Source organism: Rhizobium sp. NPDC090279 (assembly GCF_044769665.1).
In the GTDB taxonomy this organism is placed as follows: Bacteria; Pseudomonadota; Alphaproteobacteria; order Rhizobiales; family Rhizobiaceae; genus Rhizobium.
The window spans coordinates 1-20,664 of record NZ_JBIVYI010000025.1 but is presented as its reverse complement, the minus strand read 5'-3'; the positions used below and the strand labels follow the sequence as shown (position 1 = coordinate 20,664).

Sequence of the window (20,664 nt, the reverse complement as noted above, 5' to 3'; positions counted from 1 at the left end):
CGTTCCGATCGCGATGGAAGAAAAGCTTCGCTTCGCAATTCGCGAAGGCGGCCGTACCGTCGGCGCAGGCATCGTTGCCTCCATCGTCGAGTAATCCTCGGATTATTCTTTTATAAGAAGGCCCCGCTGGAAACAGCGGGGCCTTTTTGCATTGATCAAAAAGCAGAGGCCATCCTCGCCCTTCGAAGCTTCACGCCTCAGGGCGAGGATGGAGCGCTCGCTGCGGCATGAGGTCAATTCAATATGCGGCCCTGCGCGGAGCATCAGCCCTCGTGATGAGGTGCGCAGACCCTTGAGCCTGTCGAAGGGGCCGGAGCCTCGAACCACGAGGGCGGGTGGTGAGGGATCGCACTTAGATCCGCGAGTTTTAAGGCATCTGCATGGGTAGCGCTCTTGCTGTGATCACTTGCCGGTGACGTTCTCCGCCGATGCGAATTCCGCCCTGGCGCGACGCACGATATCGGCAACGAAATCGCTCTTCCCGCCCGTATAGTGATCCCAATCGCCGTTGGCCTCTTCGGCAAGCCGCTCTTTCAGTCTGGCATAGCCTGTTGCCAATGACGGATGGGCGCGGAGATAGTCACGGAAGAGGAGGCGCTCCCGGTGGGCCTCGTTGCCTGGCAGGCAGAGATAGAGCCGTGTGCCGTAAGGCGTCTCATCCCTGGTGAAGGTCCAGCGGTCGGCGCCGTGCAGATCGCCGTGAAAGCGAAATCCTCCCCCTTTCAGGTGTTCGGTTGCGTCAAGCCTTGCATCTTGCGAGGGGAGGATGGCATCGATATCGAGCTTGGGCTTGGCGCATAATCCGGCGATGGCGGTGCTGCCGATGTGATGGAACTCGGCGGCATGACCAAGAACCAGGCCGATTGCCTTGATTCTGCTTTCGAAGAGAAGGGGCCATTGCGGATCGTATTCGACAAGCGTGATCGGCCGCATCGCTCCTATCTCCTTTCACCGCTCCCCGTAGTCGCAATATGCTTTCCCGACTCGATCCAACTATTTTGCCGGAGAAGCGCCGGGTCACCAAGCCGTGTCTTGCGAAACGGATGCAAGGGCCTATCTATCGCTCGATTTTATCTGGAGGAGATTTCATGAAGAAACGTATTTTGTTTACTGGTGGAAGCGGCAAGGCTGGACGTCACACTGTTCCGTGGCTGGTCAATGCCGGCTACGAGGTCCACAATGTCGATCTCGTGCCGCTGAACAGCCCCGGCGTCACCAATCTGCAGGCCGATGTCACCGATGCGGGACAAGTCTATGATGTTCTGTCCATGCATCGCGATTTCCCCGATCTCGATCACGGCAAGGGCGTGCAGCCTTTCGACGCCGTCGTGCATTTCGCCGCCATTCCGCGCATCCTGATCAAGCCCGACAATGAAACCTTCCGCATCAACACGATGAGCACTTATAATGTCATCGAGGCGGCTGCGAAGCTCGGCGTGAAGAAGATCATCGTCGCGTCCAGCGAGACGACCTATGGCGTCTGCTTCGCCGAGGGCCATCGTGATTTCCATCAGTTCCCGCTCGAAGAGGACTATGATGTCAATCCGATGGATTCCTATGGCCTGTCGAAGGTCGTGAACGAGAAGACCGCCCGCGCCTTTGCCGAACGCTTCGGCATCGACATCTATGCGCTGCGCATCGGCAACGTCATCGAGCCGCACGAATATGAGCGCTTCCCGGAGTATTTCGCCAATAGCGAGATGCGCAAGCGCATCGCCTGGAGCTATATCGACGCGCGCGATCTCGGCCAGATCGTCCATCTCTGCATCGAAAGGAGCGGCCTCGGCTTTCAGGTGTTCAATGCCGCAAACGACACGGTATCGGCCAACACGCCATCGCGAGAGCTTGCCGCCAAGCATTATCCGAACGTCCCGTTCACCCGCGAGATCGGCGAATATGAGGGTCTCCTGTCCAACCGCAAGATCCGCGAGGTCTTGGGTTTCAAGGAAGAACACGACTGGCGGCGATACGTGAAAATCTGAACCACAGCGATCCGCTTAAATTGGCCGGGCGCCGCTTTCCCGCCGCGCCCGGCGGAGTGGGCCCTGCGTAGACCTCTCCATTTGTTACGCGGCATAACCAAAAATGCTTCCGCAAACACTCGACAAATATCGTCATTTCTCTAAGTAGGTTTGGGTTCTCGGGCATCTCCTGTAGATTGCAGCGCATGGTGCGGCGTATTCGGGCACGTGTTTTGAACCGCCATCCCGCGGCCAACGGGGCTTCATGAGTTGAGCTTCGTTTGCGTCGCGGCGAAAGATAGTTTGCCGGCTGAGCCGGAATAGGCCAGCCGTTTCGGAGGTATCATGAAGGATAACGTTGCGCGTATTTTTGTTGGTTTCGATTCCAAGGAGGTCGTGGCGTACCATGTTCTCGTTCAGAGCATCATCGAGCGTTCGTCGATCCCGGTAGTCTTCTCGCCGATCGTGCTCAACAATCTCGGCGGCGTTTTCACGCGCGAGCGCAATCCGCTGCAATCCACCGAGTTTTCCTTCTCGCGCTTTCTCGTGCCGTATCTCAGCGATTATCAGGGCTGGAGCATCTTCATGGATTGCGACATGCTCGCTCGTGCCGACATTGCCGAGCTCTGGGCGCTGCGTGACGATCGCTATGCCGCCATGTGCGTCAAGCACGACTATCAGCCGAAAGTCGAGACCAAGTTCCTCGGCCAGACGCAGACCAAATACGAAAAGAAGAACTGGTCGAGCATGATCCTGTTCAACAATGCCAAATGCACGGCGTTGTCGAAGGATTTCGTCAACACGGCAACCGGCCTGCAGTTGCACCAGTTCAAGTGGCTGGAGAACGACGACCAGATCGGCGAGGTACCGGTGACCTGGAACTATCTCGTCAACGAATATGATCGCCGCGAGGATGCCAAGCTCGTGCATTTCACCGACGGCGGTCCGTATTTCGACGAGTATCGCAATGACGACTATGCCGAAGAATGGTTCGCCATGCGCGACAGGATGCTGCACGTCCAACAGAAGTGAGCGAATGGATCAGGGAACGCCAGGCGCCAATGACATCGGCTTTCCGGCTGCGGATTCCGCAGCCGGTTTGAATGGTGCCGACAAATGGCGTGGAGTGCTGGCGGGTTTCTCCCATATCGTTCTGGTTGCCAACAGCGACGCAGTCGACATGACAAGTCTGCGTTCACAGTTTCCCGAGACGGCGCTCTTCGTCTTCTTCAACAAGGTCTACAAGGTTCTGGACCATCCATTCCACGGCCATTCGCTGCTGATCTCGCGCGGCCAGCCGCGCGGCGCCAACATCGTCTATCGCGGCGAAGTCGGCGAGGTCTTGAAGTTTTTCCCGAGGGAACACTTTCTCGGCATCATGAACATCCGGCTTGGCCCGGAAGAGAAGCTCAATCCGGCGGCCGATTTCCAGGGCGCACCGACCGGTCACCTCGATCTGGTGGGCTTCTGTTCGGACTTCTATACAGAGGGCAAGACGCCGACGAGCGGCTTTGCCATGACGCTCTGGCTCAGCGATCTGAACTTGCCCGGCGCGATCGTACTTGCCGGGTTTTCGGCCAGGCGAAGTCAGAAGTGGCGGGTGGTCTCCGCTCACGATTGGAGTTTCGAACAGACCTTCCTGCGTCTCTTCGCCCGCTTGGGAAAGATCACCATCCATGACGGGGTTGCGCTCAATCCCTATATCCGGCTTGCCGAACGCTTCACCGAAGTCCCGCCGGCCGAGATTGCCTTGGCGGCAGCGGAGGTTCTGTCGGAACGGCTCGGCAATGCCGATGCCGAAATAGACAAGCTGATTTCATTGACGAATGTGATTCGGTCCACGGATAGCTTTCTGCGGCGAATCAGGCCGAAATTTCTCAAGCGCAAGCCGAAAGGCTCTTCCGGAGAATAACGAAGGTGAGGGCCGTCTCTTCGGCATCATTTGCGGCAGTTTCGCTGCGGCAGCAAATTCCTCGCTCGGGCATGCCCTACGCGAAGTTGCGGGCTCGATTGGGAAAAAGCAAAAAACGCTCTTGCCAATCGTTTCGTCGCGCCTTAAAGGGAGCGCCATGTCTTCGAACTGCTCGGGCGGTCCACCGCTTAAAGTGAATATTCGAAGGAAGAAGGGGTATAGCTCAGTTGGTAGAGCGGCGGTCTCCAAAACCGCAGGTCGTAGGTTCGAGCCCTGCTGCCCCTGCCATTTTCCTTGATCTGACTGGCGCGTCGTTTCGCAGCTTCTCGGGTTGAGGATTATGCCGACTTGGCGGCAAATTTTAGAAAACACCGTATTGCCTCTTGTTAAATCGGGAATCGGTGTTTATGTAGGGTTTAACAGACACGCGGTGCGTGGGGCTGATATGTTCAGCTTTACGCGCCGTAATTGCGTGGGCAGTCAATGGCATCCAAAACGAATCCACTAGCGTTTCTGCGGCAAGTGCGCTCCGAGACGTCGAAAATCACTTGGCCCTCACGCCGCGAGACGATGATCTCGACGGTGATGGTGCTTGTCATGGTCGTTTTCGCCTCGCTGTTTTTCTTTGCTGCCGACCAGCTCATCGGCTGGATTCTCAGCTACGTGCTGAACACCGGCAATTGATATCGGGTGGAGATGAACATGGCGGCACGTTGGTACATCGTCCACGCTTATTCTAATTTTGAAAAGAAGGTGGCTGAATCCATAGAGGAGAAGGCCAGGCAGAAGGGTCTCGAGCATTTGTTCGAGAAGATCCTCGTGCCGACCGAAAAGGTTGTCGAGGTTCGTCGCGGCCGCAAGGTCGACAGCGAGCGCAAGTTCTTCCCGGGTTATGTGCTCGTTCGCGCCAACCTGACGGATGAAGCCTACCACCTGATCAAGAATACGCCGAAGGTGACTGGCTTCCTCGGCTCCGACAATAAGCCCGTTCCGATTCCGGATTATGAAGCCGAGCGCATTCTCGGTCAGGTCCAGGAGGGTGTTGAGCGGCCGAAGGCTTCCGTATCCTTCGAGATCGGCGAGCAGGTTCGCGTGTCCGACGGTCCGTTCGCCTCGTTCAACGGCACTGTGCAGGATGTGGATGAAGAGCGTTCGCGCCTGAAGGTGGAAGTGTCGATCTTCGGTCGCGCGACGCCCGTCGAGCTGGAATACAGTCAAGTCGAGAAGGTTTGACGTTATCTCTTTGAAAGGTCGGCCTGGCGGCTGACCTTTCGTTTGAGTTTGGATATAAGTAAATGCTTACTTATATCTCGCGGCCAAGCCGCAATCCGCGTGGAAGGGTAGGGTCTTAGCCGGACCTGGTGATCCGCACCACGCAACCGCAGCCGCCGGAGCGATCCGGCATAATGGGCCGGGCAACCGGTCGTTTGGAAAGGCAGAGAGAGAAATGGCTAAGAAAGTAGCGGGCCAGCTCAAGCTGCAGGTCAAGGCCGGCTCGGCGAATCCGTCGCCGCCGATTGGTCCTGCGCTTGGTCAGCGTGGCATTAACATCATGGAATTCTGCAAGGCGTTCAATGCGTCTACGCAGGAAATGGAAAAGGGTATGCCGATCCCGGTCGTCATCACCTACTACCAGGACAAGTCCTTCACCTTCATCATGAAGCAGCCGCCCGTCAGCTACTTCCTGAAGAAGGAAGCGAAGATCCAGTCCGGCTCCAAGACGCCGGGCAAGGGTGGCAAGGCTGGAAGCCTCACCAAGGCTCAGATCAAGTCGATCGCCGAAGCCAAGATGAAGGATCTGAACGCCGCCGATATCGAAGGCGCAATGGCCATGATCGAGGGCTCTGCCCGCGCGATGGGCCTGGAAGTGGTGGGCTGAGACCATGGTAGCAAAGCGTATTCAGAAGATTCGTGAAGGCGTCGATCCGACCAAGCTCTATGCTCTGGATCTGGCCATCAACATGGTCAAGGACCGTGCCGTCGCCAAGTTCGACGAAACCGTCGAAATCGCGATGAACCTCGGTGTTGACCCGCGTCACGCCGACCAGATGGTTCGCGGCGTCGTCAACCTGCCGAACGGCACCGGCCGTACGGTTCGCGTTGCCGTCTTCGCGCGCGGCGCCAAGGCTGACGAAGCCAAGGCTGCCGGTGCTGACATCGTCGGCGCGGAAGACCTGGTCGAAATCGTTCAGGGCGGCAAGATCGATTTCGATCGTTGCATCGCCACCCCGGACATGATGCCGCTCGTCGGTCGCCTCGGTAAGGTTCTCGGCCCGCGTGGCATGATGCCGAACCCGAAGGTCGGCACAGTGACGATGGACGTCAAGTCTGCCGTTGAAGCGTCCAAGGGCGGCGCTGTCGAGTTCCGCGTCGAGAAGGCTGGTATCATCCATGCCGGCATCGGCAAGGCTTCCTTCGACGCCAAGGCTCTGGAAGAAAACATCCGCGCGTTTGCCGACGCCGTCATCAAGGCGAAGCCGGCTGGCGCCAAGGGCAACTACCTGAAGCGTGTTGCGATCTCCTCGACCATGGGTCCGGGCGTCAAGATCGAGCCGTCGACGGTTACGGCGCCGAACGCCTAATGAATATGCCGGGTCTTGTGCCCGGCATTTAAGAATTCCCGGCCTCTCGGGGCCGGGATTTCCGGAGAAATCCGGAATTCCTGTCCGAGATTGCAGGTGGTTATCCCTTAATCACTTAAGCCTGCATGAGACGGGTAAGACCCGAATTTTGAAGAAGCATCGCTTCGATGAACTCGGTTCGAGCCTTGGATGCCTTGTGCCTTGGAGCCGTCAGGCTCGAGCGCGAGGGGACAGGATCCTCAAGCGTCGCTTGGGATCTCATCGATCCCGGGAGGCAAAAGGCAACCCGGCAGGCCCGTTAACCCGGTCCTGTCAACTGGAGAAAAGCAGTGGAAAGAGCGGAAAAACGCGAATTCGTCACGGAACTGAACGAAGTCTTCAAGGCTTCGGGCTCGGTTGTCGTGGCCCACTATGCTGGTGCTACAGTCGCTCAGATGAACGATTTTCGTTCCAAGATGCGCGCTGCTGGCGGCACCGTCAAAGTCGCGAAGAACCGCCTGGCCAAGATTGCTCTTCAAGGCACGGACGCGGAAGGGATTTCCAATCTCTTCACCGGTCAGACGCTGATCGCATACAGCACTGATCCGATTACCGCTCCGAAGGTCGTCGTGGATTTCGCCAAGGGCAACGATAAGATCGTTGTCTTGGGCGGCGCCATGGGAACAACAACGCTCAACGCCGAAGGTGTGAAGTCGCTCGCGACCTTGCCTTCGCTGGACGAGCTGCGCGCGAAGCTGCTGGGCATGATCCAGACTCCGGCTACCCGCATCGCAGGTGTTGTTGCAGCGCCGGCAAGTCAGCTTGCTCGCGTGTTCTCGGCCTACGCCAAGAAGGACGAAGCCGCGTAAGGCGGTTTTTCGCTGTTTATAATCAACCAGTTCGAACCGAACAAAAGGAACTACAAAAATGGCTGATCTCGCAAAGATCGTAGACGACCTCTCCTCGCTGACCGTTCTCGAAGCCGCAGAACTGTCCAAGCTTCTCGAAGAAAAGTGGGGCGTTTCCGCCGCTGCTCCGGTAGCTGTTGCTGCCGTTGCCGGTGGTGCTGGCGCTGCTGCCGCCGTTGAAGAAGAAAAGACCGAGTTCGACGTCATCCTCACGGAAGCCGGCGCAAACAAGATCAACGTCATCAAGGAAGTCCGCGCCATCACCGGCCTGGGCCTCAAGGAAGCCAAGGATCTCGTTGAAGCCGCTCCGAAGGCTGTCAAGGAAGCTGTTTCCAAGGCTGAAGCTGCTGACATCAAGAAGAAGCTCGAAGACGCCGGCGCTAAGGTCGACGTTAAGTAAGCTTGAAACTGCTTTGGGAGGTGGCTTTTTGCCGCCTCCCATTTGCCGTTTTTCTGAACGAATTACCCAAAAGCCGCGGGCAAAACGGCTTTTGGGTAATGGGTTCTTCAAGAGGATGGTCTCAAACCGAACCGCGACGCAATCCGGCCGAGCGGTTTTAGGTTAAATAGACGAGATTGAACTACTCATTGATTGATGGGGTCGCCTGGCCAGCGTTTCCCATCCGTTGCAGGCCCGGGTGCAGGATTTTAAAGGAGCGACGATGGCTCAGACCCTTTCGTTCAACGGTCGCAGGCGCGTACGCAAGTTTTTTGGTAAGATTCCCGAAGTCGCAGAGATGCCGAACCTCATCGAGGTTCAAAAAGCGTCCTACGATCAGTTTCTCATGGTCGAAGAACCCAAGGGCGGCCGCCCGGACGAAGGTCTTCAGGCTGTCTTCAAGTCGGTTTTCCCGATCACCGATTTCTCCGGCGCTTCCATGCTGGAATTCGTATCCTATGAATTCGAACCGCCGAAGTTCGACGTCGATGAGTGCCGCCAGCGCGACCTGACCTACGCCGCGCCGCTGAAGGTCACGCTCCGTCTGATCGTGTTCGATATCGATGAGGATACGGGCGCGAAGTCCATCAAGGACATCAAGGAACAGAGTGTCTACATGGGCGACATGCCGCTCATGACCAACAACGGTACGTTCATCGTGAACGGCACCGAGCGCGTAATCGTGTCGCAGATGCACCGTTCGCCGGGCGTTTTCTTCGACCACGACAAGGGCAAGAGCCATTCTTCCGGCAAGCTGCTCTTTGCCGCTCGCGTCATCCCGTACCGCGGCTCCTGGCTCGACATCGAATTCGACGCCAAGGACATCGTCTACGCCCGTATCGACCGTCGCCGCAAGATTCCGGTAACGTCGCTGCTGATGGCGCTCGGCATGGATGGCGAAGAAATCCTGTCGACCTTCTACACGAAGTCGCTCTATGAGCGCTCCGGCGATGGTTGGCGCATTCCCTTCAAGGCGGAAACGCTGAAGGGCGCCAAGACCGTTACCGACATGATCGACGCCGACACCGGCGAGGTCGTGGTCGAAGGCGGCAAGAAGCTGACTCCGCGCCTTCTGCGTCAGTTGCAGGATAAGGGTCTCAAGGCCCTGAAGGCTACTGACGAAGAGCTTTATGGTCTCTTCCTGGCCGAAGATATCGTCAACGTTCAGACCGGCGAGATCTATCTCGAAGCCGGCGATGAAATCGACGAGAAGACCTTGCCTGTCATCCTCAAGGCTGGTTTCGACGAAATCCCGGTTCTCGGCATCGACCACATCAATGTCGGCGCCTACATCCGCAACACGCTGTCTGCGGACAAGAACGAGAACCGTCAGGACGCTCTGTTCGACATCTATCGCGTCATGCGTCCGGGCGAACCGCCGACCATGGAGTCGGGCGAAGCTATGTTCAACTCGCTGTTCTTCGATGCGGAGCGTTACGACCTCTCCGCCGTCGGCCGCGTCAAGATGAACATGCGCCTCGACCTCGACGTCGAAGACACCGTTCGTATCCTGCGCAAGGACGATATCCTGGCCGTGGTCAAGATGCTTGTCGAACTGCGCGATGGTAAGGGCGAAATCGACGACATCGACAACCTCGGCAACCGCCGCGTCCGCTCTGTCGGCGAGCTGATGGAAAACCAGTATCGTCTGGGCCTGTTGCGCATGGAGCGTGCGATCAAGGAACGTATGTCCTCGATCGAAATCGACACGGTCATGCCGCAGGATCTCATCAACGCCAAGCCGGCCGCCGCCGCCGTCCGCGAATTCTTCGGCTCCTCGCAGCTGTCGCAGTTCATGGACCAGGTGAACCCGCTTTCGGAAATCACTCACAAGCGCCGCCTTTCGGCTCTTGGACCGGGTGGTCTGACCCGCGAGCGCGCCGGCTTCGAAGTCCGCGACGTTCATCCGACGCACTACGGTCGTATTTGCCCGATCGAAACGCCGGAAGGTCCGAACATCGGCCTCATCAACTCGCTGGCGACCTTCGCACGCGTCAACAAGTACGGCTTCATCGAAAGCCCTTATCGCCGCATCATCGACGGTAAGGTGACTAACGACGTGCTCTACCTCTCCGCCATGGAAGAGGCGAAGTACTACGTTGCTCAGGCCAATGCCGAGCTCGACGCTGACGGCTTCTTCATCGAAGAATTCGTCGTTTGCCGTCATGCCGGCGAAGTCATGCTCGCTCCGCGCGACAACATCAACCTGATGGACGTCTCGCCGAAGCAGCTGGTTTCGGTTGCAGCCGCTCTGATCCCGTTCCTGGAAAACGACGACGCCAACCGCGCTCTCATGGGCTCGAACATGCAGCGTCAGGCCGTGCCGCTTCTGCGTGCCGAAGCTCCGTTCGTCGGCACCGGCATGGAGCCGGTCGTCGCGCGTGACTCAGGCGCTGCTATCGGCGCTCGCCGCGGCGGCGTGGTCGACCAGGTCGACGCGACGCGTATCGTTATCCGCGCCACCGAAGACCTCGATCCGTCGAAGTCCGGCGTCGATATCTACCGCTTGATGAAGTTCCAGCGTTCGAACCAGAACACCTGCGTCAACCAGCGTCCGCTGGTTACCGTCGGTGACGTGGTCAACCGTGGCGACATTCTGGCGGATGGTCCGTCGACCGATCTCGGCGATCTGGCTCTCGGCCGCAACGTGCTCGTCGCGTTCATGCCGTGGAACGGCTACAACTACGAAGACTCGATCCTGCTCTCCGAGCGTATCGTTGCCGACGACGTGTTCACCTCCATTCACATCGAGGAATTCGAAGTGATGGCGCGTGATACCAAGCTCGGTCCGGAAGAAATCACCCGCGATATTCCGAACGTTTCGGAAGAGGCGCTGAAGAACCTGGACGAAGCCGGCATCGTCTACATCGGCGCCGAAGTTCAGCCGGGCGATATTCTGGTCGGCAAGATCACGCCGAAGGGCGAAAGCCCGATGACGCCGGAAGAAAAGCTCCTGCGCGCCATCTTCGGTGAAAAGGCATCGGACGTTCGCGATACCTCCATGCGCATGCCGCCCGGCACCTACGGTACGGTCGTCGAAGTTCGCGTCTTCAATCGCCACGGCGTTGAAAAGGACGAACGCGCCATGGCGATCGAGCGCGAAGAAATCGAGCGTCTCGCCAAGGACCGTGACGACGAGCAGGCGATCCTCGACCGTAACGTCTACGGCCGTCTGGTCGAGATGCTGCGCGGTCAGGTTGCTCTTGCTGGTCCGAAGGGCTTCAAGAAGGGCACGGAACTGTCGAACGCTGTCGTTTCGGAGTATCCGCGTTCGCAGTGGTGGATGTTCGCCGTCGAGGACGAAAAGGTCCAGAGCGAGCTTGAAGCCCTGCGTGGCCAGTACGACGAATCCAAGTCGCGCCTCGAACAGCGCTTCATGGACAAGGTCGAGAAGGTCCAGCGCGGCGACGAAATGCCTCCGGGCGTCATGAAGATGGTCAAGGTCTTCGTCGCTGTGAAGCGCAAGATCCAGCCGGGCGACAAGATGGCCGGCCGTCACGGCAACAAGGGTGTCGTGTCGCGTATCGTTCCGGTCGAAGACATGCCGTTCCTCGAAGACGGCACGCATGTCGACATCGTGCTGAACCCGCTCGGCGTGCCCTCGCGCATGAACGTCGGTCAGATTCTCGAAACGCACCTCGGCTGGGCTTGCGCCGGCATGGGTCGCCAGATCGGTGATCTGATCGAAGCCTACAAGGCGAGCGGCAACATCGAGCCTCTGCGCAAGACGATCGATCTGGTCGTCGGCGATGGTCCGAAGAGCGACGACGTTCACGAGTATGACGATGCGTCTGTTCTGCGTCTGGCCGACCAGTGGAAGCGTGGTGTGTCCATCGCGACCCCGGTCTTCGACGGCGCTGGCGAAGCGGATGTCAACCACATGCTGGCGATGGCTGGTCTCAAGCAGACCGGTCAGTCGACACTGTACGACGGTCGTACCGGCGAGCAGTTCGACCGTCAGGTCACGGTTGGCTACATCTACATGCTGAAGCTGAACCACCTTGTCGACGACAAGATCCACGCCCGTTCGATCGGTCCGTACTCGCTCGTCACCCAGCAGCCGCTGGGCGGTAAGGCGCAGTTCGGCGGCCAGCGCTTCGGCGAAATGGAAGTCTGGGCTCTTGAAGCTTACGGTGCAGCCTACACGCTGCAGGAAATGCTCACGGTCAAGTCGGACGACGTGGCCGGCCGTACGAAGGTCTACGAAGCCATCGTTCGTGGCGACGACACCTTCGAAGCGGGCATTCCGGAAAGCTTCAACGTTCTCGTCAAGGAAATGCGCTCGCTGGGTCTCAGCGTCGAGCTGGAAAACTCCAAGGTCGACGACATGCAGACGGCCAGCCAGCTTCCGGACGCAGCCGAGTAATAACCTGTCGGGTGCGCGCTGCCGATCAGCGCGCACCGTTTGGAATATTGCAGCGCCGTCGACGTCCCTTCGGATGCATGGCGCCGCAAGGCGGTTTTAAAGCGTCAGGCCGGTTCCCGGGATTTACCGGCACTGTTCGCAATTCGAGGGCGTTTCGCCCCTAAAGGAGATAGGCATGAACCAAGAGGTCATGAATCTTTTCAATCCGCAGGTGCCTGCGCAGAATTTCGATTCCATCCGGATTTCGATTGCGTCGCCGGAGAAGATTCTTTCCTGGTCTTATGGCGAGATCAAGAAGCCGGAAACGATCAACTATCGTACGTTCAAGCCAGAACGCGATGGTCTTTTCTGCGCGCGAATCTTCGGGCCGATCAAGGACTACGAGTGCCTGTGCGGCAAGTACAAGCGCATGAAGTACAAGGGCATCATCTGCGAAAAGTGCGGCGTCGAAGTGACGCTGTCGCGCGTTCGCCGTGAGCGCATGGGCCATATCGAGCTCGCCGCTCCCGTTGCCCACATCTGGTTCCTGAAGTCGCTGCCTTCGCGCATTTCGACGCTGCTCGACATGACGCTGAAGGATGTAGAGCGCGTTCTCTACTTCGAAAACTACATCGTCACCGAGCCGGGCCTGACTGCTCTGAAGGAGCATCAGCTTCTCTCGGAAGAAGAGTATATGCTCGCCGTCGACGAATATGGCGAAGACCAGTTTACCGCCATGATCGGTGCTGAAGCGATCTACGAGATGCTGGCCAGCATGAACCTCGAAAAGATCGCCGGCGACCTGCGCTCCGAGCTTGCCGACACGACGTCGGATCTCAAGCAGAAGAAGCTGATGAAGCGCCTGAAGATCGTCGAGAACTTCATGGAATCCGGCAACCGTCCGGAATGGATGATCATGAAGGTCGTTCCGGTCATCCCGCCGGACCTGCGCCCGCTGGTTCCGCTCGATGGCGGCCGTTTCGCGACGTCGGATCTGAACGATCTGTACCGCCGCGTCATCAACCGTAACAATCGTCTGAAGCGCCTCATCGAACTGCGCGCTCCGGGCATCATCATCCGCAACGAAAAGCGCATGCTGCAGGAATCTGTCGATGCGCTGTTCGACAACGGCCGCCGTGGCCGCGTCATCACCGGCGCCAACAAGCGTCCGCTGAAGTCGCTGTCCGACATGCTCAAGGGCAAACAGGGCCGCTTCCGTCAGAACCTGCTCGGCAAGCGCGTCGACTATTCCGGCCGTTCGGTCATCGTGACCGGTCCGGAACTGAAGCTGCATCAGTGCGGCCTGCCGAAGAAGATGGCGCTTGAGCTGTTCAAGCCGTTCATCTACGCCCGTCTCGACGCGAAGGGTTATTCCTCGACCGTCAAGCAGGCCAAGAAGCTGGTCGAAAAGGAAAAGCCGGAAGTCTGGGATATCCTTGACGAGGTCATCCGCGAACATCCGGTTCTCTTGAACCGCGCACCGACGCTGCACCGCCTGGGCATCCAGGCCTTCGAACCCATGCTGGTCGAAGGCAAGGCCATCCAGCTGCACCCGCTCGTCTGCACGGCCTTCAACGCCGACTTCGACGGCGACCAGATGGCTGTTCACGTGCCGCTGTCGCTGGAAGCCCAGCTTGAAGCCCGCGTGCTGATGATGTCGACCAACAACATCCTGCATCCGGCAAACGGCGCGCCGATCATCGTTCCTTCGCAGGACATGGTTCTCGGCCTGTACTACCTGTCGATCCTGAACCAGAACGAGCCGGGCGAAGGCATGGCCTTCTCCGACCTCGGCGAGCTGCATCACGCCCTCGAAAACAAGGTCGTGACGCTGCACTCGAAGATCCGTGGCCGCTTCAAGTCGGTCGACGAAGAGGGCAAGTCCTATTCGAAGATCTACGAAACGACCCCTGGCCGCCTGCTGATCGGCGAACTGCTGCCCAAGCACGGCAAGGTGACCTTCGACATCTGCAACCAGGAAATGACCAAGAAGAACATCTCCAAGATGATCGACACGGTCTACCGCCATTGCGGCCAGAAGGACACGGTCATTTTCTGCGACCGTATCATGCAGCTCGGCTTCTCCCATGCCTGCCGCGCCGGCATTTCGTTCGGCAAGGACGACATGGTCATTCCGGACACCAAGGTTAAGATCGTCGGCGATACCGAAGCGCTCGTGAAGGAATACGAGCAGCAGTACAACGACGGCCTGATCACCCAGGGCGAGAAGTACAACAAGGTTGTCGACGCCTGGGGCAAGGCTACGGAAAAGGTCGCCGAAGAAATGATGGCCCGCATTAAGGCCGTCGAATTCGACGAGAAGACCGGTCGCCAGAAGCCGATGAACTCGATCTACATGATGAGCCACTCGGGCGCTCGTGGTTCACCGAACCAGATGCGTCAGCTGGGCGGCATGCGCGGCCTCATGGCCAAGCCGTCGGGCGAAATCATCGAGACGCCGATCATCTCGAACTTCAAGGAAGGCCTCACCGTTAACGAGTACTTCAACTCGACGCACGGTGCCCGTAAGGGTCTGGCAGACACCGCCTTGAAGACCGCGAACTCGGGTTACCTGACCCGCCGTCTCGTCGACGTCGCGCAGGATTGCATCGTGACTCACGTCGATTGCGGTACCGAGAACGGCCTCACCATGACCGCCATCGTCGATGCCGGTCAGGTTGTCGCATCGATCGGCGCCCGCATCCTCGGCCGTACCGCGCTCGACGATATCGATCATCCGGTCACGGGTGAGCGCATCGTCGATGCCGGCAGGATGATCCTCGAGCCTGACGTCATCGAGATCGAGAAGGCTGGTATCCAGTCGATCCGCATCCGTTCGGCGCTGACCTGCGAAATCCAGACGGGCGTTTGCGCGGTCTGCTACGGCCGCGACCTTGCTCGCGGCACGCCAGTCAACATCGGTGAAGCTGTCGGTGTCATCGCCGCGCAGTCGATCGGTGAGCCGGGCACGCAGCTGACCATGCGTACCTTCCACTTGGGCGGTACGGCGACCGTGGTCGACCAGTCGTTCCTGGAAGCCTCGTATGAGGGCACGGTGCAGATCAAGAATCGCAACATGCTGCGCAACTCGGATGGTAACCTGGTTGCCATGGGTCGTAACATGGCGGTGCAGATCCTGGACGAACGTGGCGTCGAACGCTCCTCGCAGCGCGTCGCTTACGGCTCCAAGATCTATGTCGACGACGGCGACAAGGTGAAGCGCGGTCAGCGTCTGGCAGAGTGGGACCCATATACCCGTCCGATGATGACGGAAGTGGCCGGTACGGTTCACTTCGAAGACGTCGTCGACGGTCTCTCGGTCCTCGAAGCGACGGACGAGTCCACCGGCATCACCAAGCGTCAGGTTATCGACTGGCGCTCGACGCCGCGCGGCTCTGATCTCAAGCCGGCAATCGTCATCAAGGACGCCAGCGGCAATGTCGCCAAGCTCTCGCGCGGTGGCGAAGCCCGCTTCCTGCTCTCGGTCGACGCGATCTTGTCGGTCGAGCCGGGCACGAAGGTGTCGCAGGGTGACGTTCTCGCCCGTTCGCCGCTGGAAAGCGCCAAGACCAAGGACATCACCGGCGGTCTGCCGCGCGTTGCCGAACTGTTCGAAGCTCGTCGTCCGAAGGACCACGCCATCATCGCAGAGATCGATGGTACGATCCGCCTGGGCCGCGACTATAAGAACAAGCGTCGCGTCATCATCGAGCCGGCGGAAGACGGTGTCGAGCCGGTCGAATACCTGATCCCGAAGGGCAAGCCCTTCCATCTTCAGGAAGGCGACTATATCGAAAAGGGTGATTATATCCTCGACGGTAACCCGGCTCCGCACGACATCCTGGCGATCAAGGGCGTGGAGGCTCTGGCTTCCTACCTGGTCAACGAAATCCAGGAAGTCTACCGCTTGCAGGGCGTTGTCATCAACGACAAGCACATCGAAGTGATTGTCCGTCAGATGCTGCAGAAGGTGGAAATCACCGATGCGGGCGACAGCCAGTATATCGTCGGCGACAACGTCGACCGTATCGAGCTGGACGATGCCAACGACCGCCTGATCGAAGAAGGCAAGAAGCCTGCCTATGGCGATCCGGTTCTTCTCGGCATCACCAAGGCATCGCTGCAGACGCCGTCCTTCATCTCGGCCGCATCCTTCCAGGAAACGACGAAGGTGCTGACGGAGGCTGCGATCGCCGGCAAGACCGACGGTCTGCAAGGTCTGAAGGAAAACGTCATCGTCGGCCGTCTGATCCCGGCCGGTACCGGCGGTACCATGACGCAGATCCGCCGTATCGCCACGGCGCGCGACGAACTGATCCTCGAAGAGCGCCGCAAGGGCACAGGTGCCGGCGTCGCGACGCCGATGCTGCAGGATCTCGCCAGCGAGAACACCCCGGCCGAGTAAGCCGGTACTGAATTGACAGAAATCAAAACCGCCCGGAGCGATCCGGGCGGTTTCTTTTTGCGCAACGATGGAAATCGATGAGGCGAGGGGAGGCCGCCGCCACAAGGGCGGCCGTTCCGTCAGCGGAAGCGAATGATCGCGACTTCGCCTTCGAGCGCGCCCTGATAGGCGGAGGCGTGCGGTTCTTCGTCCGGTATATCCGTCAGGAGCCCGATCTGGTCGAGGTCGGCCTCGATGAAACCCTCTTCGGCCAGCGCGTTCAGCGCCTCGCGCACGGCGGTATCATCGTCCGGCGCCTTCAGCATGACATGTAGGTCGATGCCTTCGCCGCCATCGGTTTCATAGCCCTTGCCGATGATGATGAAGACCATGGGGCCGTCGGAATTGTTGTCGTTGTCTGGCGCAGTAATCATGAGTCTTCCTTCGGGAGTGTCGAATCGGCCCGGCGATTCTCTCTGGCGATCCGGGTGCGGCGGATGAAAATGTCCTCCCACGATTCCTTATAGGGATTTTGACGAAATACCAAAGTCGATCTTGCCGAAGAGGCGGCATTTCCGTATTCAGGACCTCAAATGGCTGGTTTTCCCGGCCCTTCAGGCCTTTGTGACAAAGATAATTTCTTAACCGGCCTTGACGAAACGGCGGGAAACCAGTAGTACCGCCGCCATCGGAACCCATGTGAGGCATGGCTGTTCGGGGCGACGCGCCCTGGAGTTCACCTCAAACAAGGTTCTAAACGCACGTTGAAGACACGAATGCTGCACGCAAGACGCCATTTTCGGCGTCCTCTGCTTTTTTGTGGTCCATCTGCGAAAGCGGATCGGGCCACGTTTTGCGCATTGAGACGAACGTGTGTCGTTGCCGGTGACGGCGAAAGTCATGCCCGCAAGGGTGTCGAGATAGATTTACAAGGGATGGTTGAATGCCTACCGTAAACCAGCTGATCCGCAAGCCTCGCCAGGCACAGGTAAAGCGTAACAAGGTTCCCGCTCTTCAGGAGAACCCACAGAAGCGCGGCGTTTGCACCCGCGTCTACACGACGACGCCGAAGAAGCCGAACTCGGCTCTGCGTAAGGTCGCAAAGATCCGCCTGACCAACGGCTTCGAAGTCATTGGTTACATTCCCGGTGAAGGTCACAACCTTCAGGAACACTCTGTCGTCATGATCCGTGGCGGCCGCGTCAAGGACCTTCCGGGTGTCCGTTATCACATCATCCGCGGCGTTCTCGATACCCAGGGTGTCAAGAACCGCAAGCAGCGCCGCTCGAAGTACGGTGCAAAGCGTCCGAAGTAATTCGGTTTTAGATAATCCGGTGCTGCGCGAGGTTCTCCGCGTGGTGAAGCGCCGCAAAAGTTGAGAGACGAGAAGTACATGTCCAGACGTCACAGAGCAGAAAAGCGCGAGATCAACCCGGACCCGAAGTTCGGCGATCTGGTCGTCACCAAGTTCATGAATGCCATCATGCTCGACGGCAAGAAGTCCGTGGCTGAAAACATCGTATACGGCGCATTCGACGCCGTGCAGGGCAAGGCAAAGCAGGAGCCGCTCGGCGTGTTCCATCAGGCTTTGGATAACATCGCTCCGCACGTTGAAGTTCGTTCGCGCCGCGTTGGTGGTGCTACGTACCAGGTTCCGGTCGACGTGCGTCCTGAGCGCCGCCAGGCTCTGGCCATTCGCTGGCTGATCGCTGCTGCTCGCAAGCGCAACGAAACCACCATGGTCGACCGCCTCAGCGGTGAACTTCTCGATGCCTCGAACAACCGCGGCGCTGCCGTTAAGAAGCGCGAAGACACGCACAAGATGGCTGATGCCAACCGTGCGTTCTCGCATTATCGCTGGTAATCCCGAAGGTTTCGGAAAGGCAGTCCATTATGGCTCGCGAATATAAAATCGAAGACTACCGCAATTTCGGTATCATGGCGCATATCGACGCCGGCAAGACCACGACCACCGAGCGTATTCTTTACTACACCGGCAAGTCGCATAAGATCGGCGAAGTGCACGACGGCGCAGCCACCATGGACTGGATGGAGCAGGAGCAGGAGCGTGGCATCACGATCACCTCCGCTGCGACCACGACCTACTGGAAGGGCCGTGACGGCAAGACCCGCCGCTTCAACATCATCGACACTCCCGGCCACGTCGACTTCACCATTGAAGTCGAGCGTTCGCTGCGCGTTCTCGACGGTGCGATTGCTCTGCTCGACGCCAATGCCGGCGTTGAGCCGCAGACGGAAACCGTATGGCGTCAGGCTGAGAAGTATCATGTTCCGCGTATGATCTTCTGCAACAAGATGGACAAGACCGGCGCCGATTTCTACCGCTCGGTCGAGATGATCAAGACCCGCCTCGGCGCCACCGCTGTCGTCATGCAGCTGCCGATCGGTGCTGAAACCGAATTCAAGGGCGTTGTCGACCTGATCGAGATGAACGCTCTCATCTGGCGCGACGAATCGCTCGGCGCCCAGTGGGACGTCGTCGAGATCCCGGAAGACATGAAGGCCAAGGCTGCGGAATATCGCGAAAAGCTGATCGAGACCGTTGTCGAGATCGACGAAGCCGCGACCGAAGCCTACCTCGAAGGCAATCTGCCTGACAACGATCAGATCCGCGCGCTCGTCCGTCGCGGCACGATCGACGTCAAGTTCCATCCGATGTTCTGCGGCACCGCCTTCAAGAACAAGGGTGTTCAGCCGCTGCTCGACGCCGTTGTCGACTACCTGCCGTCGCCGCTCGACATTCCGGCGATCAAGGGCATCGATTTCAAGACCGACGCCGAGATCGAACGTCACGCTGACGACAACGAGCCGTTGTCCATGCTGGCATTCAAGATCATGAACGACCCCTTCGTCGGTTCGCTCACCTTCGCCCGCATCTACTCCGGCAAGCTCGAAAAGGGCGCCTCGGTGATCAATACGGTCAAGGACAAGCGCGAGCGCGTCGGCCGTATGCTGCAGATGCACTCGAACTCGCGTGAAGACATCGAAGAAGCCTTCGCCGGTGACATCGTTGCTCTGGCCGGCCTCAAGGAAACCACCACTGGCGATACGCTCTGCGATCCGCTGAAGCCGGTTATCCTCGAGCGCATGGAATTCCCCGAGCCGGTCATCCAGATCGCGATCGAGCCGAAGACCAAGGGCGACCAGGAAAAGATGGGCCTCGCGCTCAACCGCCTGGCTGCAGAAGATCCGTCCTTCCGCGTGAAGACGGACCAGGAATCGGGTCAGACGATCATCGCCGGCATGGGTGAACTTCACCTCGACATCATCGTCGACCGTATGCGTCGTGAATTCAAGGTTGAAGCTACCGTCGGTGCGCCGCAGGTTGCTTACCGCGAAACCATCACGCGTCAGACGGAAAAGGACTACACCCACAAGAAGCAGTCGGGTGGTACCGGTCAGTTCGCTCGCGTCAAGATCGTATTCGAACCGAACCCGGAAGGCGACGACTTCAAGTTCGAGTCCAAGATCGTCGGCGGCTCTGTTCCGAAGGAATACGTTCCGGGCGTTCAGAAGGGCATCGAAAGCGTTCTGTCTTCCGGCCCGCTGGCTGGCTTCCCGATGCTCGGCGTCAAGGCGACGCTCATCGACGGCGCCTTCCACGACGTCGACTCGTCGGTTCTTGCCTTCGAAATCGCTTCTCGCGCTTGCTTCCGTGAAGCAGCCCGCGAAGCCGGCGCCCAGCTCCTCGAGCCGATGATGAAGGTCGAAGTCGTAACGCCGGAAGATTACGTCGGCGACGTCATTGGCGACCTGAACTCGCGTCGTGGCCAGATCCAGGGCCAGGAAAGCCGCGGTATCGCCGTTGTCATCAACGCGAACGTCCCGCTGGCGAACATGTTCAAGTACGTCGATAACCTGCGCTCGATGTCTCAGGGCCGTGCACAGTACACGATGACCTTCGATCATTACGCGCCGGTTCCGTCGAACGTCGCACAGGAAATCCAGGCAAAGTATTCCGGTCAGAAGTGACCGGAATACCAATTGACCGATAACAAGAATTGATCCCTTCGGGGACAGGAAAAAACGGAGAGCCGAAAATGGCAAAGAGTAAGTTTGAGCGCAATAAGCCGCACGTTAACATCGGTACGATTGGGCACGTTGACCACGGCAAGACGTCACTGACGGCAGCG

17 protein-coding genes, 1 tRNA gene and 1 pseudogene are annotated in these 20,664 nt (G+C 58.7%); 17 read left to right on the top strand and 2 right to left on the bottom strand.

The annotated features are described in order from the left end of the window. A pseudogene (locus tag ACIQWP_RS31130) lies at positions 1 to 94 on the top strand (elongation factor Tu); the annotation flags it as partial. 308 nt (positions 95 to 402) lie between these two features. On the opposite strand, the gene ACIQWP_RS31125 reads toward ACIQWP_RS31130, so the two are convergent. After that, positions 403 to 933 carry a GrpB family protein gene (locus ACIQWP_RS31125; RefSeq protein WP_402796175.1) on the bottom strand — a complete coding sequence of 177 codons (531 nt, stop codon included), beginning with the start codon at positions 931 to 933 and terminating at the stop codon, positions 403 to 405. A gap of 155 nt (positions 934 to 1,088) precedes the next feature. Here ACIQWP_RS31125 and ACIQWP_RS31120 point away from each other — a divergent pair, with 155 nt between their 5' ends. The 12 genes from ACIQWP_RS31120 to rpoC all read left to right on the top strand — a co-directional run bounded on the left by ACIQWP_RS31120 (position 1,089) and on the right by rpoC (position 16,531). Further along, positions 1,089 to 1,982, top strand: coding sequence for an NAD-dependent epimerase/dehydratase family protein (locus ACIQWP_RS31120; protein ID WP_402796172.1), 894 nt, complete (start codon positions 1,089 to 1,091; stop codon positions 1,980 to 1,982). 324 nt (positions 1,983 to 2,306) lie between these two features. Then, positions 2,307 to 2,993 (top strand): glycosyltransferase, encoded by a 687-nt coding sequence (locus ACIQWP_RS31115; protein WP_402796170.1) that lies wholly within the window; start codon positions 2,307 to 2,309, stop codon positions 2,991 to 2,993. Positions 2,994 to 3,027: 34 nt separating this feature from the next. Beyond that, positions 3,028 to 3,873: a 3-deoxy-manno-octulosonate cytidylyltransferase gene (locus ACIQWP_RS31110; RefSeq protein WP_402796176.1), complete on the top strand. Its 846-nt coding sequence runs from the start codon at positions 3,028 to 3,030 to the stop codon at positions 3,871 to 3,873. A 212-nt stretch (positions 3,874 to 4,085) separates the two neighbouring features. Next, a tRNA-Trp gene (locus tag ACIQWP_RS31105) sits at positions 4,086 to 4,161 on the top strand. A gap of 195 nt (positions 4,162 to 4,356) precedes the next feature. Continuing rightward, entirely contained in the window at positions 4,357 to 4,557 is a 201-nt protein-coding gene (secE, locus tag ACIQWP_RS31100) for a preprotein translocase subunit SecE (RefSeq protein WP_069614841.1), read from the top strand. Positions 4,558 to 4,575: 18 nt separating this feature from the next. After that, positions 4,576 to 5,106, top strand: coding sequence for a transcription termination/antitermination protein NusG (gene nusG, locus ACIQWP_RS31095; RefSeq protein WP_004123460.1), 531 nt, complete (start codon positions 4,576 to 4,578; stop codon positions 5,104 to 5,106). A 214-nt stretch (positions 5,107 to 5,320) separates the two neighbouring features. Further along, the gene (rplK, locus tag ACIQWP_RS31090; RefSeq protein WP_068386051.1) at positions 5,321 to 5,752 is read left to right on the top strand and encodes a 50S ribosomal protein L11; all 432 of its coding nucleotides are present in this window, start codon (positions 5,321 to 5,323) and stop codon (positions 5,750 to 5,752) included. 4 nt (positions 5,753 to 5,756) lie between these two features. After that, positions 5,757 to 6,455, top strand: coding sequence for a 50S ribosomal protein L1 (gene rplA, locus ACIQWP_RS31085; RefSeq protein ID WP_402796166.1), 699 nt, complete (start codon positions 5,757 to 5,759; stop codon positions 6,453 to 6,455). 329 nt (positions 6,456 to 6,784) lie between these two features. Beyond that, positions 6,785 to 7,303: a 50S ribosomal protein L10 gene (gene rplJ / locus ACIQWP_RS31080; protein WP_004123444.1), complete on the top strand. Its 519-nt coding sequence runs from the start codon at positions 6,785 to 6,787 to the stop codon at positions 7,301 to 7,303. 58 nt (positions 7,304 to 7,361) lie between these two features. Further along, positions 7,362 to 7,742: a 50S ribosomal protein L7/L12 gene (gene rplL, locus ACIQWP_RS31075; RefSeq protein ID WP_120663674.1), complete on the top strand. Its 381-nt coding sequence runs from the start codon at positions 7,362 to 7,364 to the stop codon at positions 7,740 to 7,742. A gap of 262 nt (positions 7,743 to 8,004) precedes the next feature. Then, entirely contained in the window at positions 8,005 to 12,147 is a 4,143-nt protein-coding gene (rpoB, locus tag ACIQWP_RS31070; protein ID WP_402796160.1) for a DNA-directed RNA polymerase subunit beta, read from the top strand. A 175-nt stretch (positions 12,148 to 12,322) separates the two neighbouring features. After that, positions 12,323 to 16,531, top strand: a complete 4,209-nt coding sequence (rpoC, locus tag ACIQWP_RS31065) for a DNA-directed RNA polymerase subunit beta' (protein WP_402796158.1) — start codon at positions 12,323 to 12,325, stop codon at positions 16,529 to 16,531. Positions 16,532 to 16,650: 119 nt separating this feature from the next. Here the strand turns inward: rpoC and ACIQWP_RS31060 are convergent, their stop codons facing one another. After that, a complete protein-coding gene (locus ACIQWP_RS31060) occupies positions 16,651 to 16,944 on the bottom strand; it encodes a hypothetical protein (protein ID WP_004123433.1) in 294 nt (97 codons plus the stop codon). A gap of 509 nt (positions 16,945 to 17,453) precedes the next feature. On the opposite strand from ACIQWP_RS31060, the gene rpsL reads away from it, so the two are divergent. From rpsL to ACIQWP_RS31040, 4 genes are all read left to right on the top strand, one after another. Continuing rightward, positions 17,454 to 17,825 (top strand): 30S ribosomal protein S12, encoded by a 372-nt coding sequence (rpsL, locus tag ACIQWP_RS31055; RefSeq protein ID WP_003507760.1) that lies wholly within the window; start codon positions 17,454 to 17,456, stop codon positions 17,823 to 17,825. 78 nt (positions 17,826 to 17,903) lie between these two features. After that, positions 17,904 to 18,374 carry a 30S ribosomal protein S7 gene (gene rpsG, locus ACIQWP_RS31050; RefSeq protein ID WP_034513449.1) on the top strand — a complete coding sequence of 157 codons (471 nt, stop codon included), beginning with the start codon at positions 17,904 to 17,906 and terminating at the stop codon, positions 18,372 to 18,374. 29 nt (positions 18,375 to 18,403) lie between these two features. Beyond that, positions 18,404 to 20,503, top strand: a complete 2,100-nt coding sequence (gene fusA, locus ACIQWP_RS31045; protein WP_402796154.1) for an elongation factor G — start codon at positions 18,404 to 18,406, stop codon at positions 20,501 to 20,503. 68 nt (positions 20,504 to 20,571) lie between these two features. Continuing rightward, a partial coding sequence (locus ACIQWP_RS31040) for a GTP-binding protein (protein WP_018010120.1) occupies positions 20,572 to 20,664 on the top strand: 93 nt, incomplete at its 3' end.

What these genes read in the sequence shown, in the direction of transcription:
- ACIQWP_RS31125 (WP_402796175.1), bottom strand. Translation starts at nt 933, where the DNA reads ATGCGGCCGATCACGCTTGTCGAATACGATCCGCAATGGCCCCTTCTC.
- ACIQWP_RS31120 (WP_402796172.1), top strand. Translation starts at nt 1,089, where the DNA reads ATGAAGAAACGTATTTTGTTTACTGGTGGAAGCGGCAAGGCTGGACGT.
- ACIQWP_RS31115 (WP_402796170.1), top strand. Translation starts at nt 2,307, where the DNA reads ATGAAGGATAACGTTGCGCGTATTTTTGTTGGTTTCGATTCCAAGGAG.
- secE (WP_069614841.1), top strand. Translation starts at nt 4,357, where the DNA reads ATGGCATCCAAAACGAATCCACTAGCGTTTCTGCGGCAAGTGCGCTCC.
- nusG (WP_004123460.1), top strand. Translation starts at nt 4,576, where the DNA reads ATGGCGGCACGTTGGTACATCGTCCACGCTTATTCTAATTTTGAAAAG.
- rplK (WP_068386051.1), top strand. Translation starts at nt 5,321, where the DNA reads ATGGCTAAGAAAGTAGCGGGCCAGCTCAAGCTGCAGGTCAAGGCCGGC.
- rplA (WP_402796166.1), top strand. Translation starts at nt 5,757, where the DNA reads ATGGTAGCAAAGCGTATTCAGAAGATTCGTGAAGGCGTCGATCCGACC.
- rplL (WP_120663674.1), top strand. Translation starts at nt 7,362, where the DNA reads ATGGCTGATCTCGCAAAGATCGTAGACGACCTCTCCTCGCTGACCGTT.
- rpoB (WP_402796160.1), top strand. Translation starts at nt 8,005, where the DNA reads ATGGCTCAGACCCTTTCGTTCAACGGTCGCAGGCGCGTACGCAAGTTT.
- rpoC (WP_402796158.1), top strand. Translation starts at nt 12,323, where the DNA reads ATGAACCAAGAGGTCATGAATCTTTTCAATCCGCAGGTGCCTGCGCAG.
- ACIQWP_RS31060 (WP_004123433.1), bottom strand. Translation starts at nt 16,944, where the DNA reads ATGATTACTGCGCCAGACAACGACAACAATTCCGACGGCCCCATGGTC.
- rpsL (WP_003507760.1), top strand. Translation starts at nt 17,454, where the DNA reads ATGCCTACCGTAAACCAGCTGATCCGCAAGCCTCGCCAGGCACAGGTA.
- rpsG (WP_034513449.1), top strand. Translation starts at nt 17,904, where the DNA reads ATGTCCAGACGTCACAGAGCAGAAAAGCGCGAGATCAACCCGGACCCG.
- fusA (WP_402796154.1), top strand. Translation starts at nt 18,404, where the DNA reads ATGGCTCGCGAATATAAAATCGAAGACTACCGCAATTTCGGTATCATG.